Annotated in this window: 18 protein-coding genes and 1 pseudogene; 1 reads left to right on the top strand and 18 read right to left on the bottom strand. The window is 71.0% G+C overall.

All coding sequences use genetic code 11. From position 1 onward, the window contains the following. From rpsH to rpsJ, 15 genes and pseudogenes are all read right to left on the bottom strand, one after another. On the bottom strand, positions 1–399 hold the full coding sequence (gene rpsH / locus FS793_RS07665; protein ID WP_092503005.1) for a 30S ribosomal protein S8: 399 nt from the start codon (positions 397–399) through the stop codon (positions 1–3). A gap of 86 nt (positions 400–485) precedes the next feature. Further along, the gene (rplE, locus tag FS793_RS07670; protein WP_092503007.1) at positions 486–1,049 is read right to left on the bottom strand and encodes a 50S ribosomal protein L5; all 564 of its coding nucleotides are present in this window, start codon (positions 1,047–1,049) and stop codon (positions 486–488) included. After that, positions 1,042–1,410 carry a 50S ribosomal protein L24 gene (gene rplX, locus FS793_RS07675; protein WP_144719929.1) on the bottom strand — a complete coding sequence of 123 codons (369 nt, stop codon included), beginning with the start codon at positions 1,408–1,410 and terminating at the stop codon, positions 1,042–1,044. Before rplX ends, rplE begins: the two co-directional genes overlap by 8 nt. Continuing rightward, positions 1,410–1,778: a 50S ribosomal protein L14 gene (gene rplN, locus FS793_RS07680; RefSeq protein WP_092503011.1), complete on the bottom strand. Its 369-nt coding sequence runs from the start codon at positions 1,776–1,778 to the stop codon at positions 1,410–1,412. Before rplN ends, rplX begins: the two co-directional genes overlap by 1 nt. Before the next feature lie 16 nt (positions 1,779–1,794). Beyond that, positions 1,795–2,079: a 30S ribosomal protein S17 gene (gene rpsQ, locus FS793_RS07685; RefSeq protein WP_144719930.1), complete on the bottom strand. Its 285-nt coding sequence runs from the start codon at positions 2,077–2,079 to the stop codon at positions 1,795–1,797. Continuing rightward, on the bottom strand, positions 2,079–2,378 hold the full coding sequence (gene rpmC, locus FS793_RS07690; RefSeq protein ID WP_144719931.1) for a 50S ribosomal protein L29: 300 nt from the start codon (positions 2,376–2,378) through the stop codon (positions 2,079–2,081). The genes rpsQ and rpmC overlap by 1 nt, the downstream gene beginning before the upstream one ends. Then, positions 2,378–2,797 (bottom strand): 50S ribosomal protein L16, encoded by a 420-nt coding sequence (gene rplP / locus FS793_RS07695; RefSeq protein WP_144719932.1) that lies wholly within the window; start codon positions 2,795–2,797, stop codon positions 2,378–2,380. The genes rpmC and rplP overlap by 1 nt, the downstream gene beginning before the upstream one ends. A gap of 2 nt (positions 2,798–2,799) precedes the next feature. Next, the gene (rpsC, locus tag FS793_RS07700) at positions 2,800–3,534 is read right to left on the bottom strand and encodes a 30S ribosomal protein S3 (RefSeq protein ID WP_144719933.1); all 735 of its coding nucleotides are present in this window, start codon (positions 3,532–3,534) and stop codon (positions 2,800–2,802) included. Positions 3,535–3,540: 6 nt separating this feature from the next. Further along, positions 3,541–3,903, bottom strand: coding sequence for a 50S ribosomal protein L22 (gene rplV, locus FS793_RS07705; protein WP_092503021.1), 363 nt, complete (start codon positions 3,901–3,903; stop codon positions 3,541–3,543). A 26-nt stretch (positions 3,904–3,929) separates the two neighbouring features. Next, positions 3,930–4,211 carry a 30S ribosomal protein S19 gene (rpsS, locus tag FS793_RS07710; RefSeq protein ID WP_092503023.1) on the bottom strand — a complete coding sequence of 94 codons (282 nt, stop codon included), beginning with the start codon at positions 4,209–4,211 and terminating at the stop codon, positions 3,930–3,932. Positions 4,212–4,217: 6 nt separating this feature from the next. Then, positions 4,218–5,057, bottom strand: coding sequence for a 50S ribosomal protein L2 (gene rplB, locus FS793_RS07715; RefSeq protein WP_144719934.1), 840 nt, complete (start codon positions 5,055–5,057; stop codon positions 4,218–4,220). Between the two features lie 19 nt (positions 5,058–5,076). After that, positions 5,077–5,373: a 50S ribosomal protein L23 gene (rplW, locus tag FS793_RS07720; protein WP_144719935.1), complete on the bottom strand. Its 297-nt coding sequence runs from the start codon at positions 5,371–5,373 to the stop codon at positions 5,077–5,079. 203 nt (positions 5,374–5,576) lie between these two features. Then, a pseudogene (gene rplD / locus FS793_RS07725) lies at positions 5,577–6,227 on the bottom strand (50S ribosomal protein L4); the annotation flags it as partial. Positions 6,228–6,229: 2 nt separating this feature from the next. Further along, a complete protein-coding gene (gene rplC / locus FS793_RS07730) occupies positions 6,230–6,880 on the bottom strand; it encodes a 50S ribosomal protein L3 (protein ID WP_092503031.1) in 651 nt (216 codons plus the stop codon). Between the two features lie 8 nt (positions 6,881–6,888). Further along, positions 6,889–7,197 (bottom strand): 30S ribosomal protein S10, encoded by a 309-nt coding sequence (gene rpsJ, locus FS793_RS07735; RefSeq protein ID WP_092503033.1) that lies wholly within the window; start codon positions 7,195–7,197, stop codon positions 6,889–6,891. Positions 7,198–7,825: 628 nt separating this feature from the next. Between rpsJ and FS793_RS07740 the strand changes: the two genes are divergently transcribed. Next, a complete protein-coding gene (locus tag FS793_RS07740) occupies positions 7,826–8,761 on the top strand; it encodes an arginase family protein (RefSeq protein ID WP_260980082.1) in 936 nt (311 codons plus the stop codon). 454 nt (positions 8,762–9,215) lie between these two features. Here the strand turns inward: FS793_RS07740 and hutI are convergent, their stop codons facing one another. The 3 genes from hutI to hutH are packed head-to-tail and all read right to left on the bottom strand — an operon-like array spanning position 9,216 to position 13,641. Next, positions 9,216–10,400: an imidazolonepropionase gene (gene hutI, locus FS793_RS07745; protein ID WP_144719937.1), complete on the bottom strand. Its 1,185-nt coding sequence runs from the start codon at positions 10,398–10,400 to the stop codon at positions 9,216–9,218. Beyond that, positions 10,400–12,070, bottom strand: a complete 1,671-nt coding sequence (gene hutU / locus FS793_RS07750) for a urocanate hydratase (RefSeq protein WP_144719938.1) — start codon at positions 12,068–12,070, stop codon at positions 10,400–10,402. Before hutU ends, hutI begins: the two co-directional genes overlap by 1 nt. Beyond that, on the bottom strand, positions 12,067–13,641 hold the full coding sequence (gene hutH / locus FS793_RS07755; protein ID WP_144719939.1) for a histidine ammonia-lyase: 1,575 nt from the start codon (positions 13,639–13,641) through the stop codon (positions 12,067–12,069). The genes hutU and hutH overlap by 4 nt, the downstream gene beginning before the upstream one ends. Positions 13,642–13,710 lie beyond the last annotated feature (69 nt).

Here is a 13,710-nt window from a genome sequence, read left to right on the forward strand (position 1 = left end):
TCACCACACGTAGGCGAGGACTTCCCCACCCACGCCCTTCTGCTGAGCCTCACGGTCCGTGAGCAGGCCCGAGCTCGTCGAGAGGATGGCCACGCCGAGGCCGCCGAGCACCTGGGGGATCTCGGTCGACTTCGCGTACACGCGCAGGCCGGGCTTCGACACGCGCTTGATGCCGGCGATCGAGCGCTGACGCTCGGGGCCGTACTTCAGGCCGATGGTGAGGGTCTTGCCCACGCGGGCGTCCTCGACCTTCCAGTCCTGGATGAAGCCCTCACGCTGGAGGATCTCCGCGATGTGGGTCTTGATGTTCGATGACGGCAGCGAGACCTCGTCGTGGAACGCCGTGTTGGCGTTCCGGAGCCTCGTCAGCATGTCGGCGACCGGGTCGGTCATCGTCATGGGTATCTCCTACTGTTCTGGTTTCCCCGCCCGTTCCACGGACGGCGACCTGGATACGTTCCTCGGCGCCGGCGGCGCCGAGGGTGCTACTCCGACTTGAAGGGGAAGCCGAGCGCCTTGAGCAGCGCGCGACCCTCGTCGTCGTTCTTGGCCGTGGTCACGACGGTGATGTCGAAGCCACGGACGCGGTCGATGCGGTCCTGGTCGATCTCGTGGAACACGGACTGCTCCTGGAGACCGAAGGTGTAGTTGCCGTTGCCGTCGAACTGCTTCGGGCTCAGGCCGCGGAAGTCGCGGATGCGGGGCAGCGCGAGCGTCAGCAGACGGTCGAGGAACTCCCACATGCGGTCGCCGCGCAGCGTCACGTGGGCGCCGATCGGCATGCCCTCGCGCAGCTTGAACTGGGCGATCGACTTGCGTGCCTTCGTCACCATCGGCTTCTGGCCGGTGATGGCCGTCAGGTCCTTGATGGCGCCGTCGATGACCTTCGAGTCACGGGCGGCGTCGCCGACGCCCGTGTTCACGACGATCTTCACCAGGCCGGGGACCTGCATGACGTTCGCAAACTCGAACTGCGAGCGCAGCTGGTCCACGATCTCCGCGCGGTACTGCGCCTTGAGGCGCGGCAGGCGCACTGCCGTGTCAGTCATTGCTCTTGATCTCCTTGCCCGAGCGCGTGCTCACACGCACCTTCGTCGTCACCTGGACGCCGTCCTTCTCGACCTTGGTGATCGAGGAGCGGACGCGCGTCGGCTTCTTGCTCTCCGGGTCGATGAGCGCGACGTTCGACACGTGGATCGGCGACTCGTGCGTCTCGATGCCACCCGTCTTCGTGCCGCGCTGCGTCTGCCCGACCTTGATGTGCTTCGTGACGAGCTTGACGCCCTCGACGATGACGCGGTCGTCACCGAGGACCTCGAGCACGCGACCGGTCTTGCCACGGTCTCCGCCGCGGCTCTCCCGAGCACCGGCGATCACCTGGACGGTGTCGCCCTTCTTGATGTTCGCCATCACAGCACCTCCGGCGCGAGCGAGACGATCTTCATGAATCGCTTGTCGCGCAGCTCACGGCCGACCGGCCCGAAGATGCGGGTGCCACGGGGGTCCCCATCGTTCTTCAGGATCACGGCGGCGTTCTCGTCGAACTTGATGTAGGAGCCGTCGGGACGACGCGTCTCCTTCACCGTGCGGACGATGACGGCCTTGACCACATCGCCCTTCTTCACGTTGCCACCCGGGATGGCGTCCTTGACCGTCGCGACGATGGTGTCGCCGAGGCCCGCGTAGCGGCGGCCGGAGCCACCGAGCACGCGGATGGTCAGGAGCTCCTTGGCGCCGGTGTTGTCGGCGACCTTGACACGGGATTCCTGCTGCAGCATCTCTGTCTCCCCTGGCCTACTTGGCCTTCTCGAGGACCTCGACCAGACGCCAGCGCTTGGTGGCGCTCGTCGGTCGAGTCTCCGCGATCAGGACGCGGTCGCCGATGCCGGCGGTGTTCTGCTCGTCGTGGGCCTTGACCTTCGACGACGTGCGGATGACCTTGCCGTAGAGGGGGTGCTTCACGCGGTCCTCGACCTCGACGACGATGGTCTTCTCCATCTTGTCGCTCACGACGAAACCCTGACGCGTCTTGCGGTAGCCGCGCTGGATCGCCGGAGCTGCCTCTGCCTGCTTGGCCATCAGCTCTCCTCAGCCTTCTCGGCCTCGGTGGCCTTCTTGGACTTCTTCTTGTCCGCGGCCTTCTCCACCGGCGCCGGCGAGGCGCTGATCCCGAGCTCGCGCTCGCGGATCACGGTGTAGAGGCGCGCGATGTCACGCTTCACGGCACGCACGCGGCCGTGGCTCTCGAGCTGGCCGGTCGCTGCCTGGAAGCGCAGGTTGAACAGCTCCTCCTTGGCACGCTTCAGCTCGACGACGAGACGCTCGTCGTCGAACGTCGCGAGCTCGACGGGCATGAGCTCCTTCGTTCCGATCGCCATTATGCGTCAGCCTCCTCGCGGGAAATGATGCGCGCCTTGAGCGGCAGCTTGTGGATTGCGCGGGTCATGGCCTCACGGGCCAGTGCCTCGTCGACGCCGGCGACCTCGAAGAGGACGCGACCCGGCTTGACGTTGGCGACCCACCACTCGGGCGAGCCCTTGCCGGAGCCCATTCGGGTCTCGGCGGGCTTCTTCGTGAGCGGACGGTCGGGGTAGATGTTGATCCACACCTTGCCACCACGCTTGATGTGACGCGTCATGGCGATACGAGCGGACTCGATCTGACGGTTGGTCACGTACGCGGGCGTCAGGGCCTGGATGCCGAACTCGCCGAAGGCGACCTTCGTGCCACCGGTGGCCTGACCCGAGCGCTTCGGGTGGTGCTGCTTGCGGTGCTTGACGCGACGGGGGATCAGCATGATCAGCCCTCCGATCCGGCGTTGCCCGAGTCGCGGCGGGGGCCACGACGCTCGGGACGCTGCGACTTCTGGTTCGCCTGCTCGCGAGCGAGCTCGCGGTTGGTGATGTCGCCCTTGTAGATCCACACCTTCACGCCGATGCGACCGAACGTCGTCCGGGCCTCGTAGAAGCCGTAGTCGATGTTGGCGCGGAGCGTGTGCAGGGGCACGCGGCCCTCGCGGTAGAACTCCGAGCGGCTCATCTCGGCGCCGCCGAGACGGCCCGAGACCTGGATGCGGACGCCCTTGGCACCAGCGCGCTGCGCGCCCTGGAGACCCTTGCGCATCGCACGACGGAACGCGACGCGAGCGCTGAGCTGCTCCGCGATGCCCTGTGCGACGAGCTGCGCCTCGGCCTCGGGGTTCTTGACCTCGAGGATGTTCAGCTGGATCTGCTTGCTCGTGAGCTTCTCGAGCTCGGCACGGATGCGCTCGGCCTCCGCGCCGCGGCGGCCGATCACGATGCCGGGGCGAGCCGTGTGGATGTCCACGCGGACGCGGTCACGGGTGCGCTCGATCTCGATGCGGGCGACGCCGGCCCGGTCGAGGCTCTTCTTGAGCATCTCGCGGATCTTGATGTCCTCAGCCACGTAGTCGGCGTAGCGCTGACCGGGCTTCGACGAGTCGGCGAACCAGCGCGACACGTGGTCGGTGGTGATGCCGAGGCGGAACCCGTACGGGTTGACCTTCTGTCCCATTGCTTCCTAGACCTCCGTCTCGGGCGTGGCCAGCACGACGGTGATGTGGCTCGTGCGCTTGTTGATGCGGAAGGCACGACCCTGCGCACGCGGACGGAACCGCTTGAGCGTGGTGCCCTCGTCGACGAAGATGCGGGACACGTACAGGTCCTGCTCGTCGAGGTACTCGTTCTGCGCGTCAGCCTTCACGCGAGCGTTCGCGACGGCGGACGCCACGAGCTTGCGCACGGGCTCCGCCGCGCTCTGCGGCGCGAACTTGAGGATGGCCATGGCCTCCTCTGCCTGCTTCCCGCGCACGAGGGCCACGACGCGACGGGCCTTCTGCGGGGTGATGCGGATGTGCCGCACCCGAGCGATCGACTCGATCATCTCTTCCTCCTGTCAGCGTCGCCGCGTCAGCGGCGACGGCCCTTCTTGTCGTCCTTCACGTGGCCGCGGAAGGTACGCGTCGGCGCGAACTCGCCGAGCTTGTGACCGACCATCGACTCCGTGACGAACACGGGGATGTGCTTGCGACCGTCGTGGACGGCGATCGTGTGACCGAGCATCGCGGGCACGATCATCGAGCGGCGCGACCAGGTACGGATGACGTTCTTGCTGCCGGCCTCGTTCTGACGGACCACCTTCTGGAACAGGTGGTCGTCGACGAACGGGCCCTTCTTGAGGCTGCGAGGCATCTTGGGTTACTTCCGCTTCTTGTTCGTGGACCGGCGACGGACGATGAGCTTGTCGCTCTCCTTGTTCGGGCGACGCGTGCGGCCCTCCGGCTTGCCCCAGGGGCTCACCGGGTGACGGCCACCGCTCGTCTTGCCCTCGCCACCACCGTGCGGGTGGTCGACCGGGTTCATCGCGACGCCGCGCACGGTCGGGCGGACGCCCTTCCAGCGGTTGCGGCCGGCCTTGCCCCAGTTGATGTTCGACTGCTCGGCGTTGCCGACCTCGCCGATCGTCGCGCGGCAACGCGCGTCGACGTTGCGGATCTCGCCCGAGGGGAGACGCAGCTGGGCGTAGGGGCCGTCCTTCGCGACGAGACGCACCGAGGCGCCTGCCGAGCGAGCCAGCTTCGCGCCGCCGCCGGGACGGAGCTCGATGGCGTGGATGACGGTACCCGTGGGGATGTTGCGCAGCGGCAGGTTGTTGCCGGGCTTGATGTCGGCGCCTGCACCGGACTCCACGATGTCGCCCTGCGACAGCTTGTTCGGAGCGACGATGTAGCGCTTCGTGCCGTCCGCGAAGTGCAGCAGCGCGATGCGCGCCGTGCGGTTCGGGTCGTACTCGATGTGCGCGACGCGGGCGTCGATGCCGTCCTTGTCGTGACGACGGAAGTCGATCACGCGGTACTGGCGCTTGTGGCCACCACCGATGTGACGGGTCGTGATGCGACCGGTGTTGTTGCGACCGCCGGTCTTGGGCAGCGGGCGGAGCAGCGACTTCTCGGGGGTCGAGCGCGTGATCTCCGCGAAGTCGGCGACCGACGAGCCACGACGACCCGGGGTCGTCGGCTTGTACTTGCGAATAGCCATGTGTCTAGTCCTCTAGTCCTCAGCCGACAGCCGTGAAGATGTCGATCGAGCCGGAGCGGAGCGTGACGATGGCACGCTTCGTGTCCTTGCGCTTGCCAAGTCCGAACTTGGTGCGGCGCGTCTTGCCCTGACGGTTGAGCGTGTTCACGCGCTCGACCTTCACGGAGAAGATCTTCTCGACCGCGAGACGGATCTCGGTCTTCGAGGCGCGGGGGTCGACCTCGAACGTGTAGCTGCCGCGGTCGATGAGCGAGTAGCTCTTCTCCGAGACGATCGGACGCAGGATGACGTCGCGGGGGTCCTTCTGGATGCTCATCGGTCCTACTCCTTCTCTGCCTCGGCGGCGTCGTCGGCCTTAGCCGCCTTCGCCTTCGGAGCCTTCTTCGCGGGCTCGGCCTCGGCGGTCTCGTCGGCGTCGGCCTTCGCGGCCTTGGCCTTCGGAGCCTTCTTCGCGGGCTCGGCCGCGACGGTCTCGTCGGCGTCGGCCTTCGCAGCCTTGGCCTTCGGAGCCTTCTTCGCGGCCTCGACCTCGACGGTCTCGCCGGTGCGGGCCTCGACGAACGCCTGGTAGGCGGTCTGCGAGAAGACGATGTCGTCGCTCACGAGCACGTCGTACGCGTTGAGCTGGTCCCACGTGATCACGTGGACGTTGCCCAGGTTGCGCACCGACAGCCACGACGACTCCTCGTCGCGGTGCAGCACGATCAGCACGTTCTTCGACGACGCCACCGACGCGAGCAGCGCGACGGCCGTCTTCGTCGAGGGGGCGCCATCGGCGAGGAACGACTCCACGACGTGGAGACGGCCGCCGCGGGCGCGGTCGGAGAGCGCACCGCGGAGCGCGGCGGCGATCATCTTCTTGGGGGTGCGCTGCGAGTAGTCGCGGGGCGTCGGGCCGTGCACGACGCCACCACCACGGTGCTCGGGCTGGCGGATCGAGCCCTGGCGCGAACGGCCGGTGCCCTTCTGCTTGAACGGCTTGCGACCGGCGCCGGAGACCTCGCCGCGGTTCTTCGTCTTGTGCGTGCCCTGACGTGCGGCAGCGAGCTGCGCGACGACGACCTGGTGGATCAGGGGCACGTTCGTCTGGACGTCGAAGAGCGACTCGGGCAGCTCGAGCGAGCCTGCCTTCGCACCCTTGGCGTCGAGGACGTCGACCTTGTTCGCCATGGTCAGGCTCCCTTCACGGCGTTGCGGACGAACACGATGCGGCCACGAGCACCGGGGACGGCGCCCTTGACGAGCAGCAGACCCTTCTCGGCGTCGACGGCGTGGATCGTGAGGTTCTGGACGGTGACGCGGTCGCCGCCCATGCGGCCGGCCATGCGCATGCCGCGGAAGACGCGCGAGGGCGTCGACGAGGCACCGATCGAGCCGGGCTTGCGGTGGTTGCGGTGCGCACCGTGCGACGCGGAGACGCCCGCGAAGTTGTGGCGCTTCATGACACCGGCGAAGCCCTTGCCCTTGGACGTGCCCACGACGTCGACCTTCTGGCCGGCGGCGAAGACGTCGACCGCGATCTCCTGGCCGAGTGCGTACTCGGAGGCGTTGGCGGTGCGGACCTCGGTGAGGTGGCGACGCGGCGTCGTGCCGGCAGCCTTGAAGTGACCGGCCTTGGGCTGGTTCACCTTGCGGGGGTCGATGGAGCCGAACGCGATCTGGATCGCGTCGTAGCCGTCGATCTCGGGCGTGCGGATCTGCGTGACCACGTTGGGCGTGATCTCGACGACGGTGACGGGGATGAGCTTGTTCTGCTCGTCCCACACCTGCGTCATGCCGAGCTTCCGGCCCAGCAGACCCTGAGTCGTTGCGAGGGTGGACATGCGGTTCCTTAGAGCTTGATCTCGATGTTGACGTCGGCAGGCAGGTCGAGGCGCATGAGCGAGTCGACTGCCTTCGGCGTCGGGTCGACGATGTCGATGAGGCGCTTGTGCGTGCGCTTCTCGAAGTGCTCGCGGCTGTCCTTGTACTTGTGGGGCGAACGGATGACCGCGACCACGTTCTTCTCGGTCGGCAGCGGCACGGGGCCCACCACCGTCGCGCCCGCACGGGTCACGGTGTCGACGATCTTCCGCGCCGACGAGTCGATGACCTCGTGGTCGTACGACTTCAGTCGGATGCGGATCTTCTGTCCCGCCATGCTGTCCTTCTCTCATCGACGCGCAGCCGGTACCGACTGCGCATTTGAGCACTGCTGTGCGCCATGTTCTTCTGTCAATGCCCGCCGGGGGCATGCCGATCCCCGCAGGACATGCCTGCTGAGCTTCGGCGAAGTGATGTCGATCTGCCCGCGGCCCAGGAAGCGATGTCCTGTGCACTGCCGAGCAGTGAGCCGCGATCCGCGGCGTCTGCAACCTAACGATTCTCGCACGCGGGTGGGAGTACGTGCAACCCGGGCGTGTCGCGGTCACGCCCGAAGGACGCCGTCCCGGTCGCGATGACGCTGCACGAGCCACCCGGCGCGACTGCGGCGGCTGGCTCCGCCGCCGGCATGCGCTGTGGTCGACGTGCGAAGGACGCTTCTCGCTGCCGAGCGGAGCGATCCTCCGAGGGCCGCTCCTCGAGGTGCGAGCGCAGCGAGACTCGGACGGTACCCACCCCGGTCCAGCCCCCTCGCAGCTGGTCGAGGAGGCCCCGAGCGCAGCGAGGAGCCGTCACGAGACCCGAGTCATCGCGAGCACGCCGAGCACCCGGACGTCCCGCAGCGACCACGGGTCTCGGGCTCGCGCGCTGCTCGACCCGGCGGCGCGAGCGCGTACCGTGGCCGCATGGGCGACGACGCACGCGAGACCGCACGAGCCACCCGAGACGCGATGCACGTCGACCCGCTGTGGCCGCGCGCCGGCGGCTGGCCCGACCTCGGCGACGAGCCCGTCGACGCCGTCGTCGTCGGCGTCGGCACCCACGCGACGAGCATCTCCCCCACGGGCGCGCACGCGACGCCGCTCGCCATCCGCGAGGCCCTCGCGCGCTTCGCGCCGCACGCCGCCGGCGCCGACGTCGACGCCCTCCGCATCGCCGACGCCGGCGACGCCGTCGACCCCGACGGCGACGAGGCCGCCGCCGCCGACCTCGTCGCGAGGGCCGTCGCCCGCTCGCGGCTCGCGATCGTGCTCGGCGGCGACAACGCCGCCACCGTGCCCGCCGCCCTCGGTGCCTGGAGCGGCGCGGGGTCCGGCCCCTCCGGCGCGGGCCTCATCACGCTCGACGCGCACCACGACCTCCGCGACGGCCGCTCCAACGGCTCCCCCGTGCGACGGCTCGTCGAGGCGGGCCTGGACGGCTCGCGCATCGTGCAGGTCGGCATCCAGGACTTCGCGAACTCCGCGGCCTACGCGCAGCGCGCCGCCGAGCTCGGCATCGCCGTCGAGACGCGAGCCGCCGTCGAGGAGGAGCCCGTCGGCGCGGTCGTGCAGCGCGCCCTCACGATCGCGGGCGGGGTGAGCGGCCCGATCCACGTCGACGTGGACGTCGACGTCGTCGACCGCGCCGCCGCGCCCGGCTGCCCGGCGTCGGTGCCCGGCGGCATCTCGGCCTGGCGGCTGCGCTCGCTCGTGCGCCTCCTCGCGCGCGACCCGCGCGTGCGGTCCATCGACCTCACCGAGGTGGATGCGACGGCTGACGCCGCCGACGGCCGCACCGTGCGGCTCGCGGCCTTGTGCGTGCTCGAGGCGCTCGCGGGCCTGGCGGAGCGGGAGCGCTAGGCGCGCAGCTGCGCAGCGCTCGCGCGGGGCGCACCTCCTGCCGCGCGAGACACGCTCCCGCCAGCTGGTCGAGGAGCGCGCGAGCCCGACGGGCGAGCACGCGTCACGAGACCACGCGCCCGCCGCTCCTGCCCGACCATGCGGGTGGCCGCGTCGGGCAGGCTCGTCACGTGGTCTCGTGACGGCTCCTCGCTGCGCTCGGGGCCTCCTCGACCAGCTGGTGATGGAGCCGGCAGCTCGCGCTCGACGCACCTCATGCCCCGCGACACACGCTCCCACCAGCTGGTCGAGGAGCGCGCGAGCGCAGCGAGCACGCGTCACGAGACCTCGCGGCCGCCGCTCCTGTCCGACCATGCGCGTGGTCGCGTCAGGCGGGCTCGTCACGTGGTCTCGTGACGGCGGCAGCCTTCGGCTGCGGCCTCCTCGACCGGCTGGGGTGGAGCGGCCGCTCGCGCTAGACGACCCGAGCGCCCGCCCTCCAGACCGCGTGCGTGAGAGGGACGCCCGGACGGTAGGCCAGGTGCGCCGCCGACGGGGCATCGAGCACGTGCAGGTCGGCGCGGGCGCCGACGCGGAGGCGGCCGAGGTCGGGCAGCCCCGGCGTGGGCTCGTCACGGCCAAGCGCGATGGCGCCACCGAGCGTCGCCGCGCGCACGGCCTCCGCGACCGTGAGCCGCTGCTGCAGCACGGCGGTCGCGACGCAGAACGCCATCGACGTCGTGTACGACGTGCCGGGGTTCGCGTTCGACGCGATCGCGACGACCGCGCCCGCATCGACGAGGGCCCGTGCCGGGGCGAGGGGCATGCGCGTCGACAGGTCGCACGCGGGCAGCAGGGTCGCGACGGTGCCGCGCGCCCCGTCCGCCCACGAGTCCGCGAGCATGCGGATCTCGTCGTCGGACACGAAGCCGACGTGGTCGACGCTCGCCGCACCGAGCTCGACGGCGAGCGCGACCCCCGGCCCGGGCCCGAGCTGGTTGCCGTGCACCCGCAGCGCCAGACCCGCATCCCGCCCGGCCTCGAGCACGCGTCGCGAGTGCGCCTCGTCGAAGGCACCGCGCTCGCAGAACACGTCGATCGCGTCGACGTGCGGGCGCACGGCGTCGAGCATCGGCCCGACGACCTCGTCGAGGTAGCCGTCGGCGTCCCGTCCGTCAGGCACGAGGTGCGCACCGAGGAACGTGACGGCGTCCGCGCGGGAACGGGCGATGCGTGCCGACCGCTCCTCGTCGGCGATCGTGAGCCCATAGCCGGTCTTCGTCTCGAACGCCGTCGTGCCGCCGCGCAGCATCTCGTCGACGAGACGGTCGTACCGCGCCTGCAGCTCGGCATCCGTCGCCGCACGCGTGGCCGCGACCGTCGTGGCGATGCCGCCGGCCGCGTACGCCTGCCCCGCCATGCGCGCCTCGAACTCCGCGCCGCGGTCGCCCGCGAACACGAGGTGCGTGTGGCTGTCGACCCAGCCGGGCAGCACGGCCCGGCCGTCGACGTCGACGCGCGCATCCGCCGCCGGCGCATGGGCTGCGGGCCCGACCCACGCGACGACCTCGCCCTCGAGCACGACGGCGGCATCCGCGAGCCGGCCCGCGGCGTCGTTGGTCGTGAGCTCGGCGATGCCCGTCACGAGGGTCGAAGGCATCACGACTCCCGCATGGGGATGCGGATGCCGTGCTGGTCGGCGAACGCGTCGGCCTCCTCGTAGCCCGCGTCCGCATGCCGCAGCACGCCCATCGCGGGATCGTTGCGCAGCACGGCCTCGAGGCGCTCGGCCGCGAGCGGCGTGCCGTCGGCGACCGTCACCTGGCCCGCGTGGATCGAGCGGCCCATGCCGACGCCGCCGCCGTGGTGGATCGACACCCAGCTCGCTCCCGACGCCGTCGCCGTGAGCGCGTTGAGCAGCGGCCAGTCGGCGATGGCGTCGGAGCCGTCCTTCATGGCCTCCGTCTCGCGGTACGGGCTCGCGACCGAGCCCGCGTCGAGGTGGTCGCGACCGATGACGATCGGCGCCGACAGCTCGCCCGACGCGACCATCTCGTTGAAGCGCAGGCCTGCGAGATGCCGCTGCTCGGCACCGAGCCAGCAGATGCGCGCCGGCAGGCCCTGGTAGGCGACGCGCTCCCCCGCGAGCTCGATCCAACGCCGCAGATGCGGGTCGTCGCCGAAGAGCTCGAGGATCGCCGCGTCGGTCTTCGCGATGTCCTCGGGGTCGCCCGAGAGCGCCACCCAGCGGAACGGCCCCTTGCCGACGGCGAAGAGCGGGCGGATGTACGCCGGCACGAACCCGGGGAAGTCGAACGCCCGCGCGTACCCGCCCTCGCGCGCCTCGGCGCGCAGCGAGTTGCCGTAGTCGAACACCTCGGCGCCGGCGTCCTGGAAGCCGACCATCGCCTCGACGTGGCGCGCCATCGATGCGCGCGCCGCGGCGACGAATGCCTCGGGGTCGCGCTCGCGCGCCGCATCCCAGTCCTCGAACGCCACGTCGCTCGGCAGGTACGCGAGCGGGTCGTGCGCGCTCGTCTGGTCGGTGACGACGTCGATCGGCGCCTCCATCGCGAGCAGCTGCGGCACCAGGTCGGCGGCGTTGCCGAGCACGCCGATCGACAGCGCCCGACCCTCGTCGCGCGCGACGACGGCGCGTGCGAGCGCGTCCTCCACCGAGTCCGCCTGCTCGTCGAGGTAGCGGTGCTCGATGCGGCGGGCGATGCGCGAGGCATCCACCTCGATGCAGATCGCGACGCCGCCCTGCATCGTCACGGCGAGCGGCTGCGCGCCGCCCATGCCGCCGAGACCGGCCGTGAGGGTGATGGTGCCGGCGAGCGACTCGCGGCCGAGCGCGCGGGCGACGGCGCCGAACGTCTCGTACGTGCCCTGCAGGATGCCCTGCGTGCCGATGTAGATCCACGACCCGGCCGTCATCTGGCCGTACATCATGAGGCCGGCGGCCTCGAGGCGTCGCAGCTCGGGCCACGTCGCCCACTCGCCGACGAGGTTCGAGTTGGCGATGAGCACGCGCGGCGCCCGCTCGTGGGTGCGCAGCACGCCGACGGGCTTGCCCGACTGCACGAGCAGCGTCTCGTCGTCGCCGAGGGTCTCGAGCGTGCGCACGATCGCGTCGAACGCCTCCCACGACCGGGCGGCCTTGCCCGTGCCGCCGTAGACGACGAGCGCGTCGGGATGCTCGGCGACCTCGGGGTCGAGGTTGTTCTGCAGCATGCGCAGCACCGCCTCCTGCTGCCACCCCTTCGTGTGCAGCTGCGTGCCGCGGTGCGCGCGCACGGGACGCGGGCCGCTCGTGGTGGGACCGGTCATCGGTCGCTCCTTCCGTGGGCGTCGGCGGTCGCCGGCGCGAGTCGTGGGTCGAGCTCGTGGATGCGGGCAGCCGCGAGCAGCGCACCCGACGCGACGAGCTCGCGCACGCCGGCGATGTCGGGCGCGAGGAATCGGTCGGGACCGGCGCCGGGCACGCGCTCGCGGATCGCCGCGATCGCCGCACCCGTGCGCTCGCCCGGCGCGTCCGCGCGCAGGTCGATGCCGCGCGCCGCGGTCATGGCCTCGATCGCGAGCACCTGCTCGAGGCCGTCGATGGCACGGCGCAGCTTGCGCGCGGCGCCCCATCCCATCGACACGTGGTCCTCCTGCATGGCGCTCGACGGGATCGAGTCGACCGACGCGGGCACCGCGAGGCGCTTGAGCTCCGAGACGATGCCGGCCTGCGTGTACTGGGCGATCATGAGGCCCGAGTCGACGCCGGGCTCGGCGGCGAGGAACGGCGGCAGGCCGTGGCTGCGCGCGGGGTCGAGGAAGCGGTCGGTGCGGCGCTCGCTCATCGACGCGACGTCGGCGACGACGATCGCGAGGAAGTCGAGCACGGCCGCGACGGGGGCGCCGTGGAAGTTGCCGTTGGAGACGATGCGGCCATCGAGCGTCACGACCGGGTTGTCGATCGCGGAGTCGAGCTCGATCGCTGCGACGCGCGCGGCGTGCTCGGCGGTGTCCCTCGCGGTGCCGTGCACCTGCGGCGCGCAGCGCAGCGAGTAGGCGTCCTGCACGCGCGTGTCCTCGGGGCCGGCGTGGCTCGCGACGATGGGGCTGCCGGCGAGGAGGCCATGGATGCGCGCGGCGCTCGCCGCCTGCCCCGCATGCGGGCGCAGCGCCTGCAGGTCGGCGGCGAAGGGCGAGTCGGTGCCGAGCAGCCCCTCGACGCTCATGGCGGCGGCGAGGTCGGCCGTGTCGAGCAGGCGGGCGAGGTCGTCGAGCGCGAGGCACAGCATGCCGAGCATGCCGTCGGTGCCGTTGACGAGCGCGAGGCCCTCCTTCTCGGCGAGCACGACGGGCGCGATGCCGGCGGCGGCGAGCGCCTCGGCGGCGGGCTGCACGACGCCGTCGACGCGCACGTCGCCCTCGCCCATGAGCGCGAGCGCCACATGCGACAGCGGCGCGAGGTCGCCCGAGCAGCCGAGCGAGCCGTGCTCGCCGATGACGGGGTGGATGGCGGCGTTGAGCAGCGCGGCGTACGTCTCGACGACGATCGGGCGCACGCCCGTGCGGCCGGTCGCGAGCGTGCGCAGGCGCAGCAGCATGAGGGCGCGCACGACCTCGTCCTCGACGGGCGCGCCCGACGACGCCGCGTGGCTGCGGATGAGCGACTGCTGCAGGCGCGTGCGGTCGGCCGGGGCGATCGCGGTCGTCGCGAGGGCGCCGAAGCCGGTGGAGATGCCGTAGTGCGGCCGGTCGTCGTCGGCGAGCGCGTCGACGAGGGCGCGCGTCTCGGCGACGGCCGCGAGGGCGTCGGGGTGGATGCGCACGCGTGCGCCGTGCCTGGCGACCGCGACGACGTCGGCGGCTGCGAGGGGCTGCGCCCCGATGACGATGTCCTGCATGCCTCCATCTCAGCCGTGCGTCCCGGGCGGCGCATCGGCGCGTGGGATGCTGGTGTCCGAGATCTCGGA

The organism is Agrococcus jejuensis (assembly GCF_007679035.1).
Taxonomy (GTDB): domain Bacteria; phylum Actinomycetota; class Actinomycetes; order Actinomycetales; family Microbacteriaceae; genus Agrococcus; species Agrococcus jejuensis_A.

Excerpts from the sequence above, each read along its gene's own strand:
- rpsH (WP_092503005.1), bottom strand. The coding sequence starts at position 399 with ATGACGATGACCGACCCGGTCGCCGACATGCTGACGAGGCTCCGGAAC.
- rplE (WP_092503007.1), bottom strand. The coding sequence starts at position 1,049 with ATGACTGACACGGCAGTGCGCCTGCCGCGCCTCAAGGCGCAGTACCGC.
- rplX (WP_144719929.1), bottom strand. The coding sequence starts at position 1,410 with ATGGCGAACATCAAGAAGGGCGACACCGTCCAGGTGATCGCCGGTGCT.
- rplN (WP_092503011.1), bottom strand. The coding sequence starts at position 1,778 with ATGCTGCAGCAGGAATCCCGTGTCAAGGTCGCCGACAACACCGGCGCC.
- rpsQ (WP_144719930.1), bottom strand. The coding sequence starts at position 2,079 with ATGGCCAAGCAGGCAGAGGCAGCTCCGGCGATCCAGCGCGGCTACCGC.
- rpmC (WP_144719931.1), bottom strand. The coding sequence starts at position 2,378 with ATGGCGATCGGAACGAAGGAGCTCATGCCCGTCGAGCTCGCGACGTTC.
- rplP (WP_144719932.1), bottom strand. The coding sequence starts at position 2,797 with ATGCTGATCCCCCGTCGCGTCAAGCACCGCAAGCAGCACCACCCGAAG.
- rpsC (WP_144719933.1), bottom strand. The coding sequence starts at position 3,534 with ATGGGACAGAAGGTCAACCCGTACGGGTTCCGCCTCGGCATCACCACC.
- rplV (WP_092503021.1), bottom strand. The coding sequence starts at position 3,903 with ATGATCGAGTCGATCGCTCGGGTGCGGCACATCCGCATCACCCCGCAG.
- rpsS (WP_092503023.1), bottom strand. The coding sequence starts at position 4,211 with ATGCCTCGCAGCCTCAAGAAGGGCCCGTTCGTCGACGACCACCTGTTC.
- rplB (WP_144719934.1), bottom strand. The coding sequence starts at position 5,057 with ATGGCTATTCGCAAGTACAAGCCGACGACCCCGGGTCGTCGTGGCTCG.
- rplW (WP_144719935.1), bottom strand. The coding sequence starts at position 5,373 with ATGAGCATCCAGAAGGACCCCCGCGACGTCATCCTGCGTCCGATCGTC.
- rplC (WP_092503031.1), bottom strand. The coding sequence starts at position 6,880 with ATGTCCACCCTCGCAACGACTCAGGGTCTGCTGGGCCGGAAGCTCGGC.
- rpsJ (WP_092503033.1), bottom strand. The coding sequence starts at position 7,197 with ATGGCGGGACAGAAGATCCGCATCCGACTGAAGTCGTACGACCACGAG.
- FS793_RS07740 (WP_260980082.1), top strand. The coding sequence starts at position 7,826 with ATGGGCGACGACGCACGCGAGACCGCACGAGCCACCCGAGACGCGATG.
- hutI (WP_144719937.1), bottom strand. The coding sequence starts at position 10,400 with ATGCCTTCGACCCTCGTGACGGGCATCGCCGAGCTCACGACCAACGAC.
- hutU (WP_144719938.1), bottom strand. The coding sequence starts at position 12,070 with ATGACCGGTCCCACCACGAGCGGCCCGCGTCCCGTGCGCGCGCACCGC.
- hutH (WP_144719939.1), bottom strand. The coding sequence starts at position 13,641 with ATGCAGGACATCGTCATCGGGGCGCAGCCCCTCGCAGCCGCCGACGTC.